We start from the raw sequence: 16,635 nt of genomic DNA on the forward strand, positions 1-16,635 counted from the left end.
ACGTTTAGAGAATCTGTATCTGCGGCTGAATTTCACTTGCTTTGGAGGTCTCCAGCCACATCTATAAATTTCACTCATTTTTTCCTATTACTCTGCATTACTCCCCCCATCTTAACCTTACCCAGTAGACTCCCAACCTCACATATTCTTTAGCTCATAACAGCTCCTTCTATCGTCCATCAAATCTGCGAGTTCGTTTCCAGGTAATAAATACGAGAAGTATGTTCATGAATGCTCCACTTATACAGAACCATGCTACAGCTGTAAGGTCGTCCCCGAATATCCGGTATCCTGCAAACATCGCAGCGATCCGGACAATCAGCGAACAAATGGTGAATCCAAGATGAAATCCCTGCGCCGACAAAACGGGAAGCGTACTGACACTTGGCGCCCGCAGAAACCTGGTCCAGCCCCAGACCGCGATCCATACAGCATATTCTCCCGCCATCGACCAGCCTTCCCCGAAAACAAGTTCGAATAGCCAGGGGCCGATCAGGATGACAAGGCCAAAAGGTAAGAGCCCGATTCCTCCCATCATCGCTGTCGCCTTCAGCAGTATCGGGGTGATTTTTTCAAAATTATTCGCTCCTCGTGAGATCCTGGGATAAAGAACGTCCGATATAGCTTTCCCGATCAGGTTGGTCGGCATATCCAGGGCCATTCTTCCTATAGCATAATAGCCTGCTGCGACTGGAGAAAAGAAGCTGCTTAACATAAGGACAGGAAACCCTTGCGAAAATCCGTTCAGCAGCAGTTGAGGACTCCGGAATACCGGAAAATCATAGTATCTTTTCGCCAGTTTCTGCATCTTTTGTACATTAATCTCTGTTAAAAAACTTATCACCTTGACCGGTTTAAAGTATCCCGCCCCTACCATCATGATAAAAGAACGTAAGGCCTGGTTCATCGAAGTGAATAGTATAAGCATTGCAGCCAGAGGATTAAATAGACCAGCTCCCACCATACCCGTCTGTATGATAGCCGTCTGTCCCAGGGTGGCACGAGCGGTAATTTTGAACTGATCATTACGGATGAGCCATTGTTCTATAATCTGAAGACACCCGGTAAAAAAAATGACTAGAGGAAGACAGTAAAGAAAGGAAGCGACCTCCTCCAAATTGAAGGCGGACACTACCACGTCACTGAATAACATCAGAAAAACCGCCGTAACCATCGTTACCAGTAAAGTAATGTAAAAAGAAAGACGCATCAGGTCCATAGCTGTCTCTTTCGATTTAGGTAAAACGACAGCTACCGGATATGTCAGGGCAGCTACCGGAGTTATAATGGCAATAATCGAAGAATATACACCGAACATCCCAAAAGCTTCCGGACCATAGATTCTCGTAAGAAACTGTGAACTGACAACCATGATCACTTGTGCAGAAGCGGTGCCGGAAGCCACTATAGCTACATTTCTTACGAACGATTTCCGTGAGATTCTGATTAATATATTTTCCATAGGCATCCCCTATCGACGAACTTTTTATAAATAATCTTTTGTTCTTTTTAAAGAACAATAAAGGTTAAAAAAATACACTTCTTTTTATTCATTATTGAGAATAAAACAATAAGTGTTTCAGTTACTGAACCTCCCCTTCTAATCATGCTCGTTGAAGTTAAAGGTAATGATTTTGATTTCTTACTAGAATTATACAACAGTACGTTGCAAAAAACCAGCTTTCGTTTTAAATAATGTTATTTTTTACCTTATTAAGAACAGACTGATTCCCTTCACCTAGGTGGAGCCTTCCCTGCAGCGCAGTCTATCGCGTTGCAGGAAGCGATTTTCAGTTTAACTGTACGAAATCGGTCTATTACGTGAAGCCGATCTGATTCTTATTCGCTTTAATCCTTATCATCAGGTAAATAATTGTTCTGTATATTAAATAATACATAGCCAGAATAGAATAAACGCTGTTCAAATCGATGACAAAAGCCACTATAACCAGAGAAAGATAATATAGAACCCTGAACTGATTTATTTCCTTGCACAAATGTTGTAACCATCTGAGGCGGAACTTTTTCCTCGAACCTTTTTCAATGAACCTCAGGATACCGATAGTAACAGTGTAAATCATTAAAACGGAAAATAGATCAGATACGAACAATACAGGAACGGCGGAATACCTCAGAATACTTAAAACCATAAATGTAATAAGAGCTGTTCTCCCTCTGACTCTATTATGGATTCTGTATGTCAAATCAATCAGTAACAGGAAAGAACCGAGAATGAGCACCTGGTATCCCATCAGCCAGATTGCGACGAGGGAAATTAAAGCGATAATATATTTTAATAAAACGATTCGTCTCAGATTTTCATCAAGTATGCTATATGATTCTTCGTCTAGTCTGAGGGTTGGGTTCTTCTCGAATTTCGTCGTTACTATGTCATTTTTTAAATAGCCGATTTCGTATATGCTGAACAATGCGACAAAACCTGAGAGAACAGCCAAAAGGTCAATACCCCTCTCAAAATGATATATAACGAAAAGAACTGGTATGAGGAATGTAGTAATATAAGATATTCTGTTCATCGTATCCTTCAGTCTAGTATACAAAGTGTAATAGAACGGTATCAATACTTTCCACTCAACCATAACCCCACCCCATCCTTCATAATATAATTACTATAAAACCGCCGTTTTCAACTTTCTCTCTCTAAAAGTCAGTTCATCCATTTTCCCGGATTATAGATTCTGATAACGAAACATAAAATTGTGAGTAACTACAATAAATTATACACCAGCACAACATTAAAAGAAATATGTATTCTTTAAAAAGAATGAAACATAAAAGAAAAGCGACACCCTACATATGGACATCGCTTCAGAAATATTTAATTGATTTTCCTGATAAAGTCCCTCCAGATTTTTTGCAGCTCTGCATTAAAATATAGTCATTTTCCAACTCTTTTTTGCAGCAGTCTCAACCGATTGTTGTATTAATCACTATCTATTCAAGACGAGGATGAAATAGACATAATTGTTCCTTGAGCAGTAGCACACATTTTTTCTTCACCTTCAGAATCCTGGGTGAACACATCACAGCGACAGACAGCTTGACGTTTCCCGGTGTATATAACGCTTGCTCGTGCAACTAATTTTTCACCGACAGCTGGTCTAACGTAGTTTATTTTATACTCTGATGTTAACACTTCCGGTCCTAAGACAGACGCTCCTACAAAGGTTAGTGCGTTATCAGCTGCGTAACTAATAACCCCGCCGTGCACAAATCTGTGCTGCTGTAATAAGTCATCTTTTATCGGAATTTCCAATAGAACTTTTCCAGGTGCGAACTCTGTAAGTTCTGCACCAATAAGCTGACTAAAAGACTGTGCTTCCAAAGCCTGCTTTCCTGTCTCGAAAAACTTATTATCACTCATTTATTCATCCCTCCAAACATTCCAGTGCTATTTTTCCTAATGATTCCATTGTTACCTTCCAGCTGGACACTGCCATTATATCAAACGTTTTTGTCTTCATTTCAAAGCCGCAGGTTGAAATATAAGAATAACATTCTTTAAGGGAAGGAAATGCTTGGCCCGTTTCTTCTTCTATAACTTCATACAGCCGGAAGCATTACAGGAGACTTCTGTTTACTCATCAAGATGATAACCAGTTCCTTTACTTTATCTCTTCCTATTTTAATAAAAAAGAGGGTGCCTTCATAGCAACCCCTAAGCCTTTAAACAAATGGTTCTATTCAGCACTCGCGCCCGATTGTTGAACTGATTTCTACCTTCCCAGTTAAATTTCCAATAATTAATGGCAGTTCTTTCAAGTCATTAACAATGAAATCTGCCTCAGCATCTTCCGACTGGATATCTTTTTTCCAAATCCCTTGCATCCCGATAATTTGAGAAGCCTTTACATCGTTTTCAGGATGATCTCCAACAAATATACTCTGTTCAGGTGATACATTAAGTTTTTCTAAAGCCCTTTGAAAAATCTCAGGAGCTGGTTTTTTTATTCCTTCCCATTCAGATACCAGAATCACATCAAAGTATTGCTCAATACCTAACGCTTTAATATTATCCATCTGAAATTGCCCATAACCGTTAGTAATTATGCCTAAAAGGAAATTGCTGCTTTTTAGTTCCTCTAAGACCTTAATTAGATTATCAAAGGGGACACAATTAAATCTGAAATTTTCGATATAATCTTTTAATAATTCCTCCCAAGTTATCTTTGAAATCTCAAATTCCTGGATTAATTGCTGATACACCTTGTCTTTCCAAACATATCCACGCCTGTCGAGATCAATAAATCTTGCGACGTATTGATCTTTCGTTACATGACCAACACATCTTTTTAGTCGTTCATATTGATTGTTTACGAATCCTTTTAACGATTCATCTCGATTTAACAAAGTTCCGTCTAAATCAAATAGGACGGCCTTTATCATTTCCTCTACCCCCTTTACGCACCTAATTTATTTAACTAAATGGCCCATTTGTTGCATTATTACCATCCAGCTAAGCAATACAACTATATCAAACGCTTTTGCCTTCACTTCAAAACCGCTGGTTGAAATATAAGAATAACATTCTTTAAGGGAAAAAATGCTTGGTCCGTTTCTTCTGCTATAATTTCATATAGCTCATGAACGCTACAGTGAATTTCTGTTTACTCATCAAGATAGTGGTTAGTCCCTGTTTGTAACGATTGGAGGTCTTGATGCAAAAGAACTTAGTCAACATTTAGAAAATCAAACTATTCCCCTGCCTGCAGCTGAACACGAATGACTCTGATCTCGAGTGGCGTACCGGGATATTTGTACGTGGATTTACGGAACCTTCTCTCCACTTGAAGTAAACTGCATTAGCATTACTTATATATAGAAGAAAGGGCTGTCGGCAAAATTCAGCCGACAGCCCTTTTATAATAGTTTCTGCTTCTAAATTCTCCAGTCACTATCTAATTATCACTTTTCTGCTGATTTCGCATAAAACCTTCTATAGCGTCATCCGTTCCTTCATGATGTACAAATGCGTGCATTAATTCTGGAGGAATTGTTACCACGGAAGCTCCAGCAAGAATGGCGTCTTCAACTTGCTTTGTATTTTTAAAACTGGCAGCCAAAACTTCGGTAGAAAGTCCTTCTCGTTGCAAAATCTCTTTGGTACTTCTGATCATCTCTGTGCCGTCCCCATTGTAATTATCGATACGATTTACATACGGAGCTATGTAATCAGCTCCTGCTAATGCAGCGAATACTGCTTGTTTTGTAGTAAAAACCGCAGTAGCTGTCGTCCGCAAACCTTGGTTATTCAAAATTCGCATAGCCTTGTATCCCTCTATAGAAACAGGGATTTTAATAAACGTTTTTTCCCCGAACTTTTCTATAAGCTGATACGACTCCTGTACGATAGCATCGGCATCATGTCGTGTCACTTGAATATGAAATTCATCATTTTTGTCTAAAGCGCTATAAATCGACTGTAGTAATGTTTCAGGAGCTCCCACTTCTTTAGCTAAAATAGAAGGGTTAGTTGTTACTCCTTGAATCGGATAAGTAGACTGCAGGTTGCGTATATCCTCAATGTTAGCAGAATCTATAAGTATTTTCATATGAGTTCCTCCTTAGTGCATGACTTGACCGCCCGTTACATTAATTGACTGACCCGTCATGTAAGAGGCTTGATCCGAGGCGTAAAATACTACAGCGTTGGCTACGTCTTCGTAGGAACAGCCACGTTTCATTGGTACTTTATCCATATATACCTGCTCCACTTCGTCTTCACGAATATTCAATTTTTTTGCATACGAAGGAATTAGACTTTGAAACATTGGAGACTCCAAAAGGTTTCCTGGCATCACACTATTCACGCGCACTCCATGTTCAGCCAAATCAAGGGCCAGACTTTGAGTTAAGCCTACGCCACCAAACTTGGAGGACGAGTAGCCTGCGTTGTGTTTACTTCCTACCTTCCCTGACTTAGAATTAATTTGAATAATACTTCCCTCTTCCTGTTCAATCATGACGTGAGAAACTTCCCGAGCGCACAAGAAATAACCAGTTAAATTGACATTCATCATCGAATTCCAATCGGCCAGTTCAAAATCTGTAATCTTCGTGCTTCTGGCAACCCCTGCGTTGTATACCAGCAAATCAACTCGTCCGAAAGTTTCTGTAGTTTTGTTCACCATGTCTTTTACACTTTTCTCATCGGTTACATCTACAAATACTCCAAGTGCTTCAGCTTTTTCTTCTTTATTAATATCATTCGCAACTGTCTCTGCATTCTCTTTATTAATATCCGCTACGATAACTTTATAGTCTTCCCTAGCAAGACGATAACATAAATGCTCACCCAGATTCTGTCCGCCTCCTGCTACAATCGCTACTTTTTTACTCATTTTACTTCCTCCTTATGTTCGAGCAACTTCTAGTGTTTGACCTAATTGAATTTCTGGTACTTCTGAGTTCTCAAGATATAGGGTTCCTGGAAGCTCAGCTTCCTGAGCTCCATCAAATTTCAAAGTGATATGCCCAAGATTTTGCAGATTCTCATTAACAGAACTTCCAACTGCGGTTATAAGAAACTCGTTGTCATCAATTTTAAATACGTCACCCGGCTGAATATTCTCATATAAATTATTTTCCTCATGAATTACACAGAACTCAGCCAATTCAGCAGGGGCTCCCCCTTTAAACAATACAATCATCTTCTCGGAATAGAACTCAGTTACGGATTCACCCAATTCTGTAACTATAGTTTTATAAATTTGTGTCATTTTTTTCTCCTCCTGTCTTTATGATTCATACATACCGAAACTTGCGAGCCATGCTACAAAAACGGTAGGTGGGCCAGTCAAAAATCTTCCGTACAGTACAGCTGGCACACCAACTTCTACTGTTTCCGGCTCCGCTTCCGCGAGCCCAAGCCCTACCGGTACGAAATCTGCAGCTGCTTGCGAGTTAATGGCAAACACAGCCGGAAGTGCAAACTGCGGTGGGATGTTACCTCTTCCTATTTCTACACCTATTAAACTACCAATCACTTGAGCAATTACAGCTCCAGGGCCGAGAAATGGAGATAATAATGGGAATGATACTATAGCTGACAAGAGGATCAGTCCCCACACACTCCCAGCAAGAGGAGAGAGTATATCAGCAAACACATCACCAATCCCCGTTTCCAGTATCAATCCTATCAACATGGCTACAAATGCCATAAAAGGTAGGATCGTTTTGATTACTGTATCGATAGCGTCTCTCCCTGCTTGATATAAAACGCCAACAATATTCCCCATGAACACGCCAATCTTAGTCATAAGATTTTCTGACGACTGTTCACTTACTTTTTTAGAAGTATCATACGAACCTTTCTCAGGCTGCTCTTCCGCTTCCTTATTCGTTCGTTCAGTAGTCTCTTCTGGTTCATAAGAGTCAGATTGTTTTTCTTCGCCTTCTACTACAGTTATATTACTTTCTTTTACACCTGAGACGTATATGTCTTCTTTAATATAGCTCGCCATCGGTCCGCTCTGTCCTGTAGGCTTCACATTGATGGTAGGGATCCTTTTTTTCGGATAAAGGCCTGCTCTTAAAGTGCCTCCACAATCTATGATGACACAGGCCATCTCTTCTTCCGGCACAGATGTTTTGAAGCCGTTGACGATTTCTGCTCCTGTTAAATCAGCGATGGTTTGAGCCACTGGAGAAATCGGACCACCAGTTATATTCACCACTTTATTTTTTGTCTCATCCGGTGTAATTGTTAAAGGACCACCAAAACCTCCTGCACCTTTTTCAATCTTTACAGATTTATATTTTGCATCAGGCATGAGCTTTTTCCTCCTTAGCAACAGTATCAAGGGTAGATTTCAGTTTCGTCCCCTGCTGTTTTTCTACGTACTTCACACAAATATCCGTGACCCATCCCCGGATCATGTTCATAACAAGTCCTACAAGAAAATATCTTAGGGCCAAGTCTGCGTTTGAAAAACCAAGCTGTTCTATACCAGCTGCCACACCTAGGAAAACGAATAATTCAGCCGGGTTAACGTGCGGAAATAATCCATTCATCGAGTGAGTAGAATAACTGGCTGAAGCATAGTAGCCCGGTTTATATTTCTCAGGAAGAAATCGTCCCAGAGATAAAGTCATTGGATTCAACAGGAAAAACGTACCGATAACCGGTAACACTAAATATCTTGTAAAAATATTTCCGGCTGATTTCATAGCCAACTTCTCTATTCTCTCTTGTCCCACGAATGCTACTATAGCGTTCATTGCAACCAGCAACATAATTAATAAGGGAACGATATCCTGTACAAAACCTACAAAGGTTTCTCCACCACGTTCAAACAATCCTATAAAACCTTCAGCTAAGCTAATAAGAAAATCCATGATCAATTATTCACCTCACCTTTCTTTTTAAATAAACCAGTAATTTTTTGAAATATACTTGTGGGTTGGGCTGGTTCTCCTCCTGCCTGCACTACTTTGTATACGTGTTGAGCATCTTTCAATGCTTTCCATGTAAACTTATCCAGCTTAGGAACACTCCCCTCTTCCAATTTAAGTAAATGCTTTCCGTTCAAAGCATCCATTTTCTTAAAACGGGCGAATACAGTCGTCCCTTGCATTTTACGTACTTCCTGGATAACCGCCTGACGATCAATACGTATTAATAGTACGACACCGTTCGTAATCAGGCCTTTTGCTCTGCCAATAGCTACTCGGTTCTGCGACTTCATTTCTCCATAATTCTTATTAAAGTTCTTTACTTGCCAGTAACCAAAAAATGTCTGAACGATGAACATAACAGCTATAACAGCCAGGATTAAGAAAATCATTGAACTACATCCCTTTCTTCACCAATAAATGCCAGAATAGCTTCAGCCGTAGTATCGTTGGTAACAAGGTGAGTAAGAAACCCTCCGCGCAGTGCTCCAACAATCGATTCTGTCTTTTCTCTTGATTCCGCTACTCCGATAGTAGAAGGTACATTCTTCAACGTATCAAGCTCTACAGCAACCGTTCGGTTATTTAAATCTCCTGCAATTTCATTACCTTGAATATCGTAAAATCTGGAACATATATCTCCTACTGCATGCTGACTTTCTAAGTTTTTATAATCCTCTTCTCCTAAAAATCCTGAAAAGACTAAATTAGAGGAACTTACAGGGGCTCCAATACCAACGACAGCTACCGATAATTGCCCCCATAAAGAAAGAATGTCCTGAAAATATGAAGAATTCACTATTTCTTTTTTACCCTGAACAGATGGGACTACAGCGGCAGCATCTATGAATGTAGAGTGACCTTCGTAAGCTTTGGCATACGTGTATACAATCGCATTTACATGATGCTCTACCGGCATTTTCCCAGGCCCACCGACGAGGGGGACGAAGGTGACGTCTCTTTTCTTCGTTCCTTCCAATGCATCCACCATACTTCCTATCGTGCTTCCCCAGGCAAAACCAACGGTGTCTCCATTTTTCATAACTTTATCTAATAGTTGAACAGCTGCTTTCCCCACTGCTTCTTTTCTTTCTGTGGTGCTTTTTTTCTCGTCAGTCGGAACCACAATGACATCTTCCAGATTAAATAATTCGGAAAGCCTTTCTTCAAAAGCTATTTGTTTTCTGTAATCCCCTTTTACAGTAATCTGCACTACACCTTCGTCCCTGGCTTTTTGTAGAAGCCTCGTTACCGAAGTTCGGTAGACTCCTATCGTGTTAGCGATTTCATTTTGAGTCAAATTCTCTTCGTAGTACATCTTAGCGACCTTAATAAGCTTTCTCTCTTCATTCCAGTTCAATCTGTTCACCTTCCGTCTTTTGCACATATGTGCAAATAAATAACAATTGTGCTGTTGTTAAATACTATAGTAAAGGAGAAATGAAAGCGCCGTCAATTAAATTCAAAAGAAAAACAAATTCTGTTCAATTAGTGCACATATGTGCAAATAGCGAGTATTAATTTAACAATAAGAGGCAAAAAATAAGATAGCGAACCCGTAAACAGACGACAGTTTTAATTTGAATAAATCTAAAAAAACCGATGCCAGTGGATCTTTTTTTTAAGCGACATGTTCTCTTCACCTTCCCATAAAAAAAGAGCAGCCGAAGTGGCTGCCCTTTTAACGTTCCCCTGTTTCTATATAGCGTAAAAAATCCTCCACATTCATACCATCAAGCCCAAGGTTTTCAAGGGTTCGTGCGTTCTACATCAAATCACGTTCGAGTACCAGCTGCGCCATCTCAATGATATTGTCAACACAATCCCACATTAACTCAATACTACAATAATACAAAAAGAAGGCATTCTGGGGTAAATCTCAAATTACCGACTCATCTATAGGGAAGCATTTGTCACTTATGTACGAATGACCAGTTCCCCCTTTTCTTTATAGATGTCATAAGTCATATGTAGTATAGCTTTGAAATAAAGGTTGTTCGTTTTCTAACTCTGTTTTGCAACAATCGTCCCCGTTTGAAGATTTTTTCGTTACTTTTTAACATCATAGTGCAGTTCAACAAATTGATTAAAATTTCTGGTGCTCATCAATGAAAGGTCTAATTGATAATCTCCCTCTTTAAATAATGAAATTCCTTTACCAAGTATGGTTGGAGCAACCGTTAAGATCAGTTCATTAACCAACTTTTCTTGCAGGAATGACTGCAACAATTCTCCTCCACCAACAATCCATATGTTTTTCCCTTTTTGATTTTTCAATTTACGAACAAAATTAGTTACATCTTCATTAACAAACTTTACATTTTCGGTGTTTTCAGCAGCTGATCTTGTAAACACATAACATTCTTTGTTTTTATATGGGAACTCCTTTATACCCTGTCTCATTACCCAATTGTACGTTTTCTTGCCCATTACAACCGTATCAACTGTTTCATAAAACTCTGCAAAACCGTTATCTCCTTCACCATCCACCTTAAATAACCATTCGAGAGATTCATCTTTGGTAGCAATATACCCATCCAGACTTGAAGCAATGAATAATACTAAACTACGTATTTCGCTCATAATTTCCCCTTTCTTTGGTTCCACATAATGGCCTGTTTGTTGCGTTATTACCATCCGGCCAGGTAATGCCATGATATCAAGCGCTTTCATAAACGATCAGGTTTTACTCCGAAGTCATAAGTAGAAATATAAGAATAGCAATCTTCAAGAGAAGAAAATGCTTGTTCCGTTTCTTCTGCTATAACTTCATACAGCCCATGAGTGTTATAGTGAATTTCTGTATGGTCATCAATATTATAACTATCCCCTATTTGTAACGATTGGAGATTTTGATATAAAGGGTCCTGGTCAACGTTCAGAAAATCATAAATATTACTTTGGCTCACAGATCTACCGCCTTTCTATATAGCAAACAAAAGAGAAGGACATGCACACTTTTCATGACAACTTTACCGTTTATCCACTCATCTTCTGGTCATCTACTTCTTTGTTCATTAAGCCATTAGTAACACAATAGCTTAACGATTCAATAACTTCATCATTTCCAGCAAAAGGATGAGTAGTTCATCTGTAATCTTTAATTCCATTTTCGAAGGCCTGAGGATCGTCATTCTCTATTCCATGTAATGCTTCCTGTAATGCAAACGTACTTTTATAAAACTTTACACGTTCAGAAATCTCATCTCCATCAGGGTATAAGTCGATACACACATTAAAAAAATCTTCGCCATAGCTCGACAGTATTCCGGCAAAATCATACGCAGGATCTCCCAGCCCTGCTTCACCGAAATCTATGATTCCGGAAACCCTGGTTGATTTCGGGTTCCACAAGATATTAGAAGCTCCGAAATCCCCGTGTATGAGTGTTGTCTTTACATTTAAGAAAGCTTTCCTATTTAGAAAAGTACTAAAGGATTGAGTTATTTCATCCTGAGCCTCTTTTCTGATATAAGGAAATAGCTTGTTTCGTATCTTATCGAATAGCTCCGACATCTCTTCGCGTGGATCACTGTCTTCCAGTTTCAACGCATCTTTCGAAGTTGAGTGAAGTTCGATAAGGAAAGTTACAAGTTGTGATGCTAATCTTTTTATTGGTTCGTCTTTATTAATGTTTTCTAAACTTTCTCTCCATAAAGGAACACCAGCAATTAGGTTATAACCTGTGAAAACTTCTCTCGGCTTGAGAGTGTCAAAATACTCATATATTGGATACGGGACTGGGATAGTAACAACGTTCTGTATGTATTCTAAGATTTCTTTCTCTTTTTTCAACTGTGTTATTCCTTGTTCGTATTTTGGAAATCTAAATACCAGAGAATTATTCACGATGAACACATTGTTATTTTGACCAATGTCGTTAGCGTGCCATTCTTCGATGGAAAGATCAGGATATACCAGTTTAATGTTTTCAATGTATTTATCACCTATTACTAACACTTCCTTTTTAATCCAAATTCCTCCATTGGATGTACTTGTTGGAACTCAATGCCCATTATTTTGAGCTCGATGTTTATTTAACTTCTGCTGTAGATACTGTTCTGATTTTCCTTTAGGAATACTAAGGCTTTCCCAGCTCTCATCTTTTAATTGCTTACCAATATAAACAATCTGACCAACGTGATAAGCGTAATGAGCCACTTGCCTTTCGATTGCTTCCAGAACTGTGTGTTCCTCACCCCGAATCGTTATACTTTTTAATAAATCTTGATCTACTAATTCATTCAAGGTACTAAGAACAGCATTCCATCCCTTCTCCCACATAATTATCATTTCCTGCTTTGAGGAAATATCATCTTCAAATTCCTGCTCACGATTTCTGAAGGGCTTTTCTCCATCTGATGTTAGTAAGTCAGACCACCTGGATATCATGTTTCCATTCAAATGTTTCACAATAATTGCAATGCTATTTGAGGTATCGTTTACTTTCCAGTGTACATCTTCCTCTGATAATTGATTTATCGTGTTGTCTCCAAGATTTTTAACGCTCTCAAACCTTTCTTGAACAACCTTTAAGTACTCATTTCCAATATTCATAAATAGCCCCCCGGCTTGTTTTTATGCAACAATCGCTCCCATTTAGAGAAAACTTTAATCAGCACTTTTATATCTTTTTATTGCACCAGTAAGCAACATAGCTATCCCTATATAATTGAAAATCATCCCTGCAATAATAAGACCATATTCAATTTCCTCTGGAGTAAAGCCGAGAAGAAACAAACCCAGACTTAATAAAAATAGAGCTATACTAACTTTTATATATGACAACTTACCCCAACCTTCTTGAAAAATATCCCTATAATAATAGTGTATATTATGCCCGCTATCAAGGAGCCAATAATTAATTTTAAAATAAAATTTAACCTCCCTCAGTTCAGCAATATGACCTTTATATGCAATAGGGACGTTACTCTTTTTTAAGCAATGGCACCCTTTTCTTGAAGAAACAGGTTGTTAGAACGCTAAGTAATTATATTTATTGTTACCAACGCGATAATACAAGCTCCATATAGTGAATATGCGGTTATCTTATTACTTTTTGGGGCGTCTTTAATTTTTAACACCCTAATGAATTTATAACTGCAAAACAAGAAAAACAAAATAGATACAACCAATACCTGATCCAACTTATTTTCCTCCTAATAATAGAGTATTCAACTAAATGGCCCGTTCGTTGCATTACCACCATCCGGCCAGGAAATGCTATAGCATCAAACGCTTTTATAAACGATCGGACTTTACTTCAAAACCATAGGTGGAAATATGGAATAGCAATCTTCGAGAGAAGAAAATGCTTGTTCCGTTTCTTTTGCTATAACTTCATACAGACCGTGAGCGTTACAGTGAATTTCTGTTTGGTCATTAAGATCATAACTTTCGCCTGTTTGTAATGATTGAATCTTTTGGTACAAAGGGTCCTGGTCAACGCTCAGAAAATCATAAATATTACTTTGGCTCATAGATCTACCACCTTTCCCTGTGGTAAACAAAAGAGAAGGGAGTGCGCTCCCCCTTACGCTGCCTTTACTGTTTTCAAAGTAATAAATCTCTATCATTTCTCCCAAGTTGCATAAACGGCTATACATATTATCTTCTAGTAACTTACTAATTCCCCTGCCACATCATTGCAGGACGGAAAAGAGTTTTAAAAAATCCAGAAAAGGAAAACCCAAAGCAGTGCACACAACAAATTATAAAGATGGATGACGGGAAAAAGGAGTGAGGGTCGATGCCTAAACGACGAATATGGGCGATCGCTTATCTGATAGCTTTTGGTCTTATGATCTTTTTAAACTACTGGAGCGCCACGAATGTCGGTATCGTAGCTGACAATAACCAGGCGATTATCCAGCCTGCAGGGTTCGCCTTTTCCATTTGGGGCCTGATTTATATCCTGCTATTTGTCTGGATCATCAAACGGTTTTTTGATCACACGTGGGAAGGGTCACTGGCGTCCCGCTTAACTTTCTGGCCCATTCTTAATTTTCTCCTGAACGGCCTGTGGATCGTCGTATTTACCCAGCAGTGGCTGGTTGCATCGACCCTTGTGATTGCGAGTCTTCTCGCCACCCTTGCCATCATGCATACATTGATTACAAAGGCTGACTATCACTGGTTCGACCGGCTGCCGTTCTCTATTTATTTCGCCTGGGTAACCGTCGCGACAATCGTCAACGTGTTCGCGGTGACAGCCGGCATGAAGGTGGAGACCATCCTCGGTCTCGGCGAGCTGGACTGGACGCTTATCATGATTGCGGCAGCAACCCTTATCGGGAGTATCGTCGCCTTCCGCTATCGCGACTGGCTCTATCCGCTCGTCATTCTCTGGCCGTTCTACGGTATTTATGTAGTCAATGACAGTGCGTATAGCAGTTTGAATATAACGCTGCTTATCGCCAGTATCGTGCTGGTGGCCGTGGGTATTTTCACGGTTGTTAAAAAGCTCCGGAACAAACAAACAGCATAATAGCATCTGTAGAAAGGAAAATAAAAATACCAAGAGTCGGAGTTTAAGAAAACCGGCACTTGGTATTTTTTAATCAAATGTATGTTATTTTCACTGTGATCTGCCGGTATTTACACCTATACGATTCAAGGAAACGAAGTCGTGGACATTTTTGATAACGTGAATGAGTCTCTCGGTCTGACCGAGGATGATGATTCCTCTGAGTCCTCACCTTCTTCTAAGCCCAACACTACTGCGGAAGAAGAGGATGTTTCCAGCGTAGATGCGAATGGCAATGGCCAAGTGACCATTCAAGAGGCCAAAGATGCTGGTTTCTCTATGCCGATCACCAGCGATCACTGGTTGTATGAATACATGCAGGATAGAGATGGTGATGGAACGGTTGGAGAATGAACCTTTATAAGAGGTGGAGAAGAACGTTCTCTGTCAGTCTCGAAGAATAAGAGAAGCAATACGAGAGAAGGGCGTCCCCCTTCTCTTTTTATATGTATCGTTTACAAAGAATAAACGTCTATGACTTCCTCCACATTACACAAAGGGAGGGTTTGCAATGATCGAATAACCTCTTAGTCCCCCACCTTCTCGTTACCTATTTTCATATTTCTTCCGTGATTATTAACACAATGTCACATTAACTCAATAGCACAGTAACACAATAACTCAATGTTTGATTAATAATACCCCGGATATCCACGCTTTACTGTAAACATGAAAAATCCATTTTGAAAAAAGATTGATCAAAATGGATTCTATCCTTTGTTAAGTAGTATGCAATTTTTATAAAAAAATTTGACTTTTTCCTACTTAGAATCTTCCTCAATTGCGCCCAGTTGCAGAACTTCCTAATTTATAACGATGGCTTTTCATCCAAGCCCCAAACCAAAAATATATAAACCCAAAAAGAGACGCCAACGGGAAAGAGAAATATTACTCACACAATGAAAGATGATATACCAAGTCTGCTATACCCCCACAAACTCCGTACAATTCTCTATCAGTTGATGAGTTAGTTAATTTATGACACATAATAAATCCCCTTTTTCTTTAACAATCTGGCCCGTTTCAGGCATAGTGCTTCTTCCACAACTGCATATACCCTTCTCACGCCACCTTTACCGTTTTGAAAGAATGATTTCCTCCCCTTCTGGTTATCTACTTCTTTGTTCATTAAATTAAGTTATTAGTAATACGGTAGCACAATGATTCAATTGCACATTAACTCAATACTACAATAATTCAATAACACAAAAAAAGGCATCCTAGGGTAGATCTCAAATCACCGAATTATTTGTAGCAGAACGTTCGTCATTTGTTTACGAATGACCAGTGTTCCCTTTCCCTTATAGATATCATAAGTCATATGTAGTGTAACTTTAAAATAAAGGTTGTTCGTTTGTATTTGGCAAGAGAAAAATGCATAAAACGGAAAACGTTTATGTAGCCACTCGCATCCCTTCGTTTATTTCCTACATTGGCTGAAAAGCCATAGATTCTTTCAATCGATGACTGTCGTCATTAAATAGGACGAGGTGGGAGTGATGGATCAAGCGATCCACGACCGCCTCCGTTAAAATCGGGTCACCAAATACATGATTCCATTCCCCAAATTGAAGGTTTGTCGTAATGATAATACTCCTCTTTTCGTAACACAGACTGATGACTTGAAATAATAGTTCAGCTCCCTGTTTATGCAGCGGGATGTATCCAAGCTCATCCAGAATCAATAAATCAAG

At 39.2% G+C, this 16,635-nt stretch carries 18 protein-coding genes and 1 pseudogene; 2 read left to right on the forward strand and 17 right to left on the reverse strand.

Going from position 1 to position 16,635, the window contains the following annotated elements:
* Positions 1-169 precede the first annotated feature (169 nt).
* The 16 genes from BLU03_RS12585 to BLU03_RS12660 form a co-directional block, all read right to left on the reverse strand.
* Positions 170-1,462, reverse strand: a complete 1,293-nt coding sequence (locus tag BLU03_RS12585; protein ID WP_093108105.1) for a lipopolysaccharide biosynthesis protein — start codon at positions 1,460-1,462, stop codon at positions 170-172.
* Positions 1,463-1,817: 355 nt separating this feature from the next.
* Positions 1,818-2,600 (reverse strand): hypothetical protein, encoded by a 783-nt coding sequence (locus tag BLU03_RS12590; RefSeq protein ID WP_093108107.1) that lies wholly within the window; start codon positions 2,598-2,600, stop codon positions 1,818-1,820.
* Between the two features lie 359 nt (positions 2,601-2,959).
* Positions 2,960-3,385, reverse strand: a complete 426-nt coding sequence (locus BLU03_RS12595) for a PaaI family thioesterase (protein ID WP_093108109.1) — start codon at positions 3,383-3,385, stop codon at positions 2,960-2,962.
* Between the two features lie 320 nt (positions 3,386-3,705).
* Entirely contained in the window at positions 3,706-4,407 is a 702-nt protein-coding gene (locus BLU03_RS12600) for an HAD family hydrolase (protein ID WP_093108111.1), read from the reverse strand.
* Positions 4,408-4,919: 512 nt separating this feature from the next.
* Entirely contained in the window at positions 4,920-5,573 is a 654-nt protein-coding gene (locus BLU03_RS12605) for a transaldolase family protein (RefSeq protein WP_093108113.1), read from the reverse strand.
* Between the two features lie 12 nt (positions 5,574-5,585).
* Complete coding sequence (gene srlD, locus BLU03_RS12610; protein ID WP_093108115.1) at positions 5,586-6,362, reverse strand: sorbitol-6-phosphate dehydrogenase; 777 nt, start codon at positions 6,360-6,362, stop codon at positions 5,586-5,588.
* A 12-nt stretch (positions 6,363-6,374) separates the two neighbouring features.
* Positions 6,375-6,740: a PTS glucitol/sorbitol transporter subunit IIA gene (locus BLU03_RS12615; protein WP_093108117.1), complete on the reverse strand. Its 366-nt coding sequence runs from the start codon at positions 6,738-6,740 to the stop codon at positions 6,375-6,377.
* An 18-nt stretch (positions 6,741-6,758) separates the two neighbouring features.
* Entirely contained in the window at positions 6,759-7,793 is a 1,035-nt protein-coding gene (gene srlE, locus BLU03_RS12620; RefSeq protein WP_093108118.1) for a PTS glucitol/sorbitol transporter subunit IIB, read from the reverse strand.
* Entirely contained in the window at positions 7,786-8,358 is a 573-nt protein-coding gene (gene srlA / locus BLU03_RS12625; protein ID WP_093108120.1) for a PTS glucitol/sorbitol transporter subunit IIC, read from the reverse strand. The genes srlE and srlA overlap by 8 nt, the downstream gene beginning before the upstream one ends.
* 2 nt (positions 8,359-8,360) lie before the next feature.
* Entirely contained in the window at positions 8,361-8,807 is a 447-nt protein-coding gene (locus tag BLU03_RS12630) for a transcriptional regulator GutM (protein WP_093108122.1), read from the reverse strand.
* A complete protein-coding gene (locus BLU03_RS12635; protein ID WP_245698862.1) occupies positions 8,804-9,775 on the reverse strand; it encodes a sugar-binding transcriptional regulator in 972 nt (323 codons plus the stop codon). Before BLU03_RS12635 ends, BLU03_RS12630 begins: the two co-directional genes overlap by 4 nt.
* A 689-nt stretch (positions 9,776-10,464) precedes the next feature.
* Positions 10,465-10,998 carry a dihydrofolate reductase family protein gene (locus BLU03_RS12640; protein ID WP_093108139.1) on the reverse strand — a complete coding sequence of 178 codons (534 nt, stop codon included), beginning with the start codon at positions 10,996-10,998 and terminating at the stop codon, positions 10,465-10,467.
* An 86-nt stretch (positions 10,999-11,084) separates the two neighbouring features.
* Entirely contained in the window at positions 11,085-11,324 is a 240-nt protein-coding gene (locus tag BLU03_RS12645; protein WP_093108126.1) for a hypothetical protein, read from the reverse strand.
* A 178-nt stretch (positions 11,325-11,502) separates the two neighbouring features.
* Positions 11,503-12,375, reverse strand: a complete 873-nt coding sequence (locus BLU03_RS12650) for a phosphotransferase family protein (protein WP_245698865.1) — start codon at positions 12,373-12,375, stop codon at positions 11,503-11,505.
* A gap of 45 nt (positions 12,376-12,420) precedes the next feature.
* A complete protein-coding gene (locus BLU03_RS12655) occupies positions 12,421-12,972 on the reverse strand; it encodes a DUF1572 domain-containing protein (RefSeq protein WP_093108129.1) in 552 nt (183 codons plus the stop codon).
* A gap of 701 nt (positions 12,973-13,673) precedes the next feature.
* Positions 13,674-13,895 (reverse strand): hypothetical protein, encoded by a 222-nt coding sequence (locus tag BLU03_RS12660; RefSeq protein WP_093108131.1) that lies wholly within the window; start codon positions 13,893-13,895, stop codon positions 13,674-13,676.
* A 269-nt stretch (positions 13,896-14,164) separates the two neighbouring features.
* Between BLU03_RS12660 and BLU03_RS12665 the strand changes: the two genes are divergently transcribed.
* Both BLU03_RS12665 and BLU03_RS12670 read left to right on the forward strand, forming a co-directional pair.
* Positions 14,165-14,902 (forward strand): tryptophan-rich sensory protein, encoded by a 738-nt coding sequence (locus BLU03_RS12665; RefSeq protein ID WP_093108133.1) that lies wholly within the window; start codon positions 14,165-14,167, stop codon positions 14,900-14,902.
* A 111-nt stretch (positions 14,903-15,013) separates the two neighbouring features.
* Positions 15,014-15,295 (forward strand): annotated as a pseudogene (locus BLU03_RS12670) (DNA/RNA non-specific endonuclease); the annotation flags it as partial.
* Positions 15,296-16,368: 1,073 nt separating this feature from the next.
* On the opposite strand, the gene BLU03_RS12675 reads toward BLU03_RS12670, so the two are convergent.
* The coding region (locus BLU03_RS12675; protein ID WP_143023839.1) for an ATP-binding protein at positions 16,369-16,635 on the reverse strand (267 nt) is incomplete at its 5' end.

Origin of the sequence: Salimicrobium album, from assembly GCF_900107115.1 — a bacterium.
Taxonomy (GTDB): domain Bacteria; phylum Bacillota; class Bacilli; order Bacillales; family Halobacillaceae; genus Salimicrobium; species Salimicrobium album.